Origin of the sequence: Streptococcus mitis (assembly GCF_003942685.1) — a bacterium.
In the GTDB taxonomy this organism is placed as follows: domain Bacteria; phylum Bacillota; class Bacilli; order Lactobacillales; family Streptococcaceae; genus Streptococcus; species Streptococcus mitis_CD.
The window spans coordinates 1-5,208 of sequence record NZ_RJNR01000030.1 but is presented as its reverse complement, the minus strand read 5'-3'; the positions used below and the strand labels follow the sequence as shown (position 1 = coordinate 5,208).

The window sequence follows — 5,208 nt, the reverse complement described above, 5'->3', positions numbered from 1 at the left end:
AACTCAGGTCCGTTGGTCAAGGGGTTAAGACACCGCCTTTTCACGGCGGTAACACGGGTTCGAATCCCGTACGGACTATGGTGTATTGTGGTTGAGGCACTTGATGAAAAAAGTTAAAAAAGTTTCAAAAAAGTGTTGACAAGCGAAAGCGGCTGTGATATACTAATATAGTTGTCACTTGAGAGAAGTGAGTGACAAAGACCTTTGAAAACTGAACAAGACGAACCAATGTGCAGGGCACTACAACTAAGGTTGTAGTACTGAACAATGAAAAAACAATAAATCTGTCAGTGACAGAAATGAGTGAGAACTCAAACTTTTAATGAGAGTTTGATCCTGGCTCAGGACGAACGCTGGCGGCGTGCCTAATACATGCAAGTAGAACGCTGAAGGAGGAGCTTGCTTCTCCGGATGAGTTGCGAACGGGTGAGTAACGCGTAGGTAACCTGCCTGGTAGCGGGGGATAACTATTGGAAACGATAGCTAATACCGCATAAGAGTAGATGTTGCATGACATTTGCTTAAAAGGTGCAATTGCATCACTACCAGATGGACCTGCGTTGTATTAGCTAGTTGGTGGGGTAACGGCTCACCAAGGCGACGATACATAGCCGACCTGAGAGGGTGATCGGCCACACTGGGACTGAGACACGGCCCAGACTCCTACGGGAGGCAGCAGTAGGGAATCTTCGGCAATGGACGGAAGTCTGACCGAGCAACGCCGCGTGAGTGAAGAAGGTTTTCGGATCGTAAAGCTCTGTTGTAAGAGAAGAACGAGTGTGAGAGTGGAAAGTTCACACTGTGACGGTATCTTACCAGAAAGGGACGGCTAACTACGTGCCAGCAGCCGCGGTAATACGTAGGTCCCGAGCGTTGTCCGGATTTATTGGGCGTAAAGCGAGCGCAGGCGGTTAGATAAGTCTGAAGTTAAAGGCTGTGGCTTAACCATAGTACGCTTTGGAAACTGTTTAACTTGAGTGCAAGAGGGGAGAGTGGAATTCCATGTGTAGCGGTGAAATGCGTAGATATATGGAGGAACACCGGTGGCGAAAGCGGCTCTCTGGCTTGTAACTGACGCTGAGGCTCGAAAGCGTGGGGAGCAAACAGGATTAGATACCCTGGTAGTCCACGCCGTAAACGATGAGTGCTAGGTGTTAGACCCTTTCCGGGGTTTAGTGCCGTAGCTAACGCATTAAGCACTCCGCCTGGGGAGTACGACCGCAAGGTTGAAACTCAAAGGAATTGACGGGGGCCCGCACAAGCGGTGGAGCATGTGGTTTAATTCGAAGCAACGCGAAGAACCTTACCAGGTCTTGACATCCCTTTGACCGCTCTAGAGATAGAGTTTTCCTTCGGGACAGAGGTGACAGGTGGTGCATGGTTGTCGTCAGCTCGTGTCGTGAGATGTTGGGTTAAGTCCCGCAACGAGCGCAACCCCTATTGTTAGTTGCCATCATTCAGTTGGGCACTCTAGCGAGACTGCCGGTAATAAACCGGAGGAAGGTGGGGATGACGTCAAATCATCATGCCCCTTATGACCTGGGCTACACACGTGCTACAATGGCTGGTACAACGAGTCGCAAGCCGGTGACGGCAAGCTAATCTCTTAAAGCCAGTCTCAGTTCGGATTGTAGGCTGCAACTCGCCTACATGAAGTCGGAATCGCTAGTAATCGCGGATCAGCACGCCGCGGTGAATACGTTCCCGGGCCTTGTACACACCGCCCGTCACACCACGAGAGTTTGTAACACCCGAAGTCGGTGAGGTAACCGTAAGGAGCCAGCCGCCTAAGGTGGGATAGATGATTGGGGTGAAGTCGTAACAAGGTAGCCGTATCGGAAGGTGCGGCTGGATCACCTCCTTTCTAAGGATAAGGAACTGCGCATTGGTCTTGTTTAGTCTTGAGAGGTCTTGTGGGGCCTTAGCTCAGCTGGGAGAGCGCCTGCTTTGCACGCAGGAGGTCAGCGGTTCGATCCCGCTAGGCTCCATTGGTGAGAGATCACCAAGTAATGCACATTGAAAATTGAATATCTATATCAAATAGTAACAAGAAAATAAACCGAAAACGCTGTAGTATTAATAAGAGTTTATGACTGAAAGGTCAGAAAAATAAGGTTAAGTTAATAAGGGCGCACGGTGGATGCCTTGGCACTAGGAGCCGAAGAAGGACGTGACAAACGACGATATGCCTTGGGTAGCTGTAAGTAAGCGATGATCCAGGGATTTCCGAATGGGGGAACCCAACAGGTACTACCTGTTACCCGCATCTGTTAAGGATGTGAGGAGGAAGACGCAGTGAACTGAAACATCTAAGTAGCTGCAGGAAGAGAAAGCAAAAGCGATTGCCTTAGTAGCGGCGAGCGAAACGGCAGAAGGGCAAACCGAAGAGTTTACTCTTCGGGGTTGTAGGACTGCAATGTGGACTCAAAGATTATAGAAGAATGATTTGGGAAGATCAGCCAAAGAGAGTAATAGCCTCGTATTTAAAATAGTCTTTGTACCTAGCAGTATCCTGAGTACGGCGGGACACGTGAAATCCCGTCGGAATCTGGGAGGACCATCTCCCAACCCTAAATACTCCCTAGTGACCGATAGTGAACCAGTACCGTGAGGGAAAGGTGAAAAGCACCCCGGGAGGGGAGTGAAATAGAACCTGAAACCGTGTGCCTACAACAAGTTCGAGCCCGTTAATGGGTGAGAGCGTGCCTTTTGTAGAATGAACCGGCGAGTTACGTTATGATGCGAGGTTAAGTTGAAGAGACGGAGCCGTAGGGAAACCGAGTCTGAATAGGGCGCCTTAGTATCATGACGTAGACCCGAAACCATGTGACCTACCCATGAGCAGGTTGAAGGTGCGGTAAGACGCACTGGAGGACCGAACCAGGGCACGTTGAAAAGTGCTTGGATGACTTGTGGGTAGCGGAGAAATTCCAAACGAACTTGGAGATAGCTGGTTCTCTCCGAAATAGCTTTAGGGCTAGCGTCGACATTAGAGATTCTTGGAGGTAGAGCACTGTTTGGGTGAGGGGTCCATCCCGGATTACCAATCTCAGATAAACTCCGAATGCCAATGAATTATGGTCGGCAGTCAGACTGCGAGTGCTAAGATCCGTAGTCGAAAGGGAAACAGCCCAGACCACCAGCTAAGGTCCCAAAATAATTGTTAAGTGGAAAAGGATGTGGGGTTGCACAGACAACTAGGATGTTAGCTTAGAAGCAGCTATTCATTCAAAGAGTGCGTAATAGCTCACTAGTCGAGTGACCCTGCGCCGAAAATGTACCGGGGCTAAAACAATTTACCGAAGCTGTGGATACCTTTATAGGTATGGTAGGAGAGCGTTCTATGTGTGATGAAGGTGTACCGTGAGGAGCGCTGGAACGCATAGAAGTGAGAATGCCGGTATGAGTAGCGAAAGACAGGTGAGAATCCTGTCCACCGTAAGACTAAGGTTTCCAGGGGAAGGCTCGTCCGCCCTGGGTTAGTCGGGACCTAAGGAGAGACCGAAAGGTGTATCCGATGGACAACAGGTTGATATTCCTGTACTAGAGTATGTAGTGATGGAGGGACGCAGTAGGCTAACTAAAGCAGACGATTGGAAGAGTCTGTCTAAGCAGTGAGGTGTGATATGAGTCAAATGCTTATATCTTTAACATTGAGCTGTGATGGGGAGCGAAGTTTAGTAGCGAAGTTAGTGACGTCACACTGCCAAGAAAAGCTTCTAGCGTTTAAACATACTCTACCCGTACCGCAAACCGACACAGGTAGTCGAGGCGAGTAGCCTCAGGTGAGCGAGAGAACTCTCGTTAAGGAACTCGGCAAAATGACCCCGTAACTTCGGGAGAAGGGGTGCTGACTTTACGTCAGCCGCAGTGAATAGGCCCAAGCAACTGTTTATCAAAAACACAGCTCTCTGCTAAATCGTAAGATGATGTATAGGGGGTGACGCCTGCCCGGTGCTGGAAGGTTAAGAGGAGTGCTTAGCGTAAGCGAAGGTATGAATTGAAGCCCCAGTAAACGGCGGCCGTAACTATAACGGTCCTAAGGTAGCGAAATTCCTTGTCGGGTAAGTTCCGACCCGCACGAAAGGCGTAATGATTTGGGCACTGTCTCAACGAGAGACTCGGTGAAATTTTAGTACCTGTGAAGATGCAGGTTACCCGCGACAGGACGGAAAGACCCCATGGAGCTTTACTGCAGTTTGATATTGAGTGTCTGTACCACATGTACAGGATAGGTAGGAGTCTATGAGATCGGGACGCCAGTTTCGAAGGAGACGTTGTTGGGATACTACCCTTGTGTTATGGCCACTCTAACCCGGATAGGTGATCCCTATCGGAGACAGTGTCTGACGGGCAGTTTGACTGGGGCGGTCGCCTCCTAAAAGGTAACGGAGGCGCCCAAAGGTTCCCTCAGAATGGTTGGAAATCATTCGCAGAGTGTAAAGGTATAAGGGAGCTTGACTGCGAGAGCTACAACTCGAGCAGGGACGAAAGTCGGGCTTAGTGATCCGGTGGTTCCGTATGGAAGGGCCATCGCTCAACGGATAAAAGCTACCCTGGGGATAACAGGCTTATCTCCCCCAAGAGTTCACATCGACGGGGAGGTTTGGCACCTCGATGTCGGCTCGTCGCATCCTGGGGCTGTAGTCGGTCCCAAGGGTTGGGCTGTTCGCCCATTAAAGCGGCACGCGAGCTGGGTTCAGAACGTCGTGAGACAGTTCGGTCCCTATCCGTCGCGGGCGTAGGAAATTTGAGAGGATCTGCTCCTAGTACGAGAGGACCAGAGTGGACTTACCGCTGGTGTACCAGTTGTCTTGCCAAAGGCATCGCTGGGTAGCTATGTAGGGAAGGGATAAACGCTGAAAGCATCTAAGTGTGAAACCCACCTCAAGATGAGATTTCCCATGATTTTATATCAGTAAGAGCCCTGAGAGATGATCAGGTAGATAGGTTAGAAGTGGAAGTGTGGCGACACATGTAGCGGACTAATACTAATAGCTCGAGGACTTATCCAAAGTAACTGAGAATATGAAAGCGAACGGTTTTCTTGGTTTGAATAGATATTCAATTTTGAGTAGGTATTACTCAGAGTTAAGTGACGATAGCCTAGGAGATACACCTGTACCCATGCCGAACACAGAAGTTAAGCCCTAGAACGCCGGAAGTAGTTGGGGGTTGCCCCCTGTGAGATATGGAAGTCGCTTAGCT

Annotated in this window: 2 tRNA genes and 3 rRNA genes; all 5 read left to right on the top strand. The window is 49.7% G+C overall.

Annotated elements, in window-relative coordinates:
- Positions 1–6 precede the first annotated feature (6 nt).
- The 5 genes from D8855_RS10315 to rrf all read left to right on the top strand — a co-directional run bounded on the left by D8855_RS10315 (position 7) and on the right by rrf (position 5,207).
- Positions 7–78: transfer RNA gene (locus tag D8855_RS10315), tRNA-Glu, on the top strand.
- A 240-nt stretch (positions 79–318) separates the two neighbouring features.
- Positions 319–1,864 (top strand): 16S ribosomal RNA (locus D8855_RS10310).
- A 51-nt stretch (positions 1,865–1,915) separates the two neighbouring features.
- A tRNA-Ala gene (locus D8855_RS10305) sits at positions 1,916–1,988 on the top strand.
- Positions 1,989–2,113: 125 nt separating this feature from the next.
- Positions 2,114–5,015 (top strand): 23S ribosomal RNA (locus D8855_RS10300).
- A 76-nt stretch (positions 5,016–5,091) separates the two neighbouring features.
- Positions 5,092–5,207: ribosomal RNA gene (gene rrf, locus D8855_RS10295) — 5S ribosomal RNA — on the top strand.
- Together the 16S, 23S and 5S rRNA genes with 2 tRNA genes alongside form the textbook arrangement of a ribosomal RNA operon.
- The last annotated feature ends 1 nt before the right edge of the window (position 5,208 follow it).